The organism is Actinomadura logoneensis (genome assembly GCF_003428695.1).
GTDB classification, from domain to species: domain Bacteria; phylum Actinomycetota; class Actinomycetes; order Streptosporangiales; family Streptosporangiaceae; genus Spirillospora; species Spirillospora logoneensis.
In genome coordinates, this window is sequence record NZ_QURH01000339.1 from 1 (window position 1) to 502 (window position 502).

1 protein-coding gene is annotated in these 502 nt (G+C 80.5%); it reads right to left on the minus strand.

Annotated elements, in window-relative coordinates; all coding sequences use genetic code 11:
* On the minus strand, positions 1-502 hold a 502-nt coding region (locus tag DZF91_RS22605; protein WP_147341267.1), incomplete at both ends, for an AAA family ATPase.

Here is a 502-nt window from a genome sequence, read left to right on the forward strand (position 1 = left end):
TGCCCGGCTCGCCCGGCAGCAGCGGCCGGACCTGCGCCGCGTCCGCCGCGTCGTCGGCGAACACCAGCACCCGCCGCCCGGCCAGCCGCGAGCGGTAGGCGGCGGCGCGGGCCTCCACGGTGTCGGGGATGTCGCCCGGCCGGACGCCGAGCGCCCGCAGCACCTCCCCGAGGACGGCCGCGACCTTCCGCGGCACCATCGACGCCCCGGCGAGCTGGACGTGGATCTGCCCGTCGGGGAAGGCGTCCTCGACCCGGTGCGCCGCGTGCAGCGCCAGCGCGGTCTTGCCGATCCCCGGCGGGCCGGTGACGTGCACGATCGGCGGGACGGCGGAGGTCGCGCGGAGCCGTTCCTCGATGGCCCGGCGCTCGGCGTCGCGGCCGGTGAAGTCGCGGACGTCCGGGGGGAGCTGGCGCAGCGGGGGCAGCTCGGGGGCGGTCCCGGCGGGCGTCCTGCCGGTCCCGGCCGCCGGGGCCGCGCCCTCCGGGTGGTCGGCCTCGTC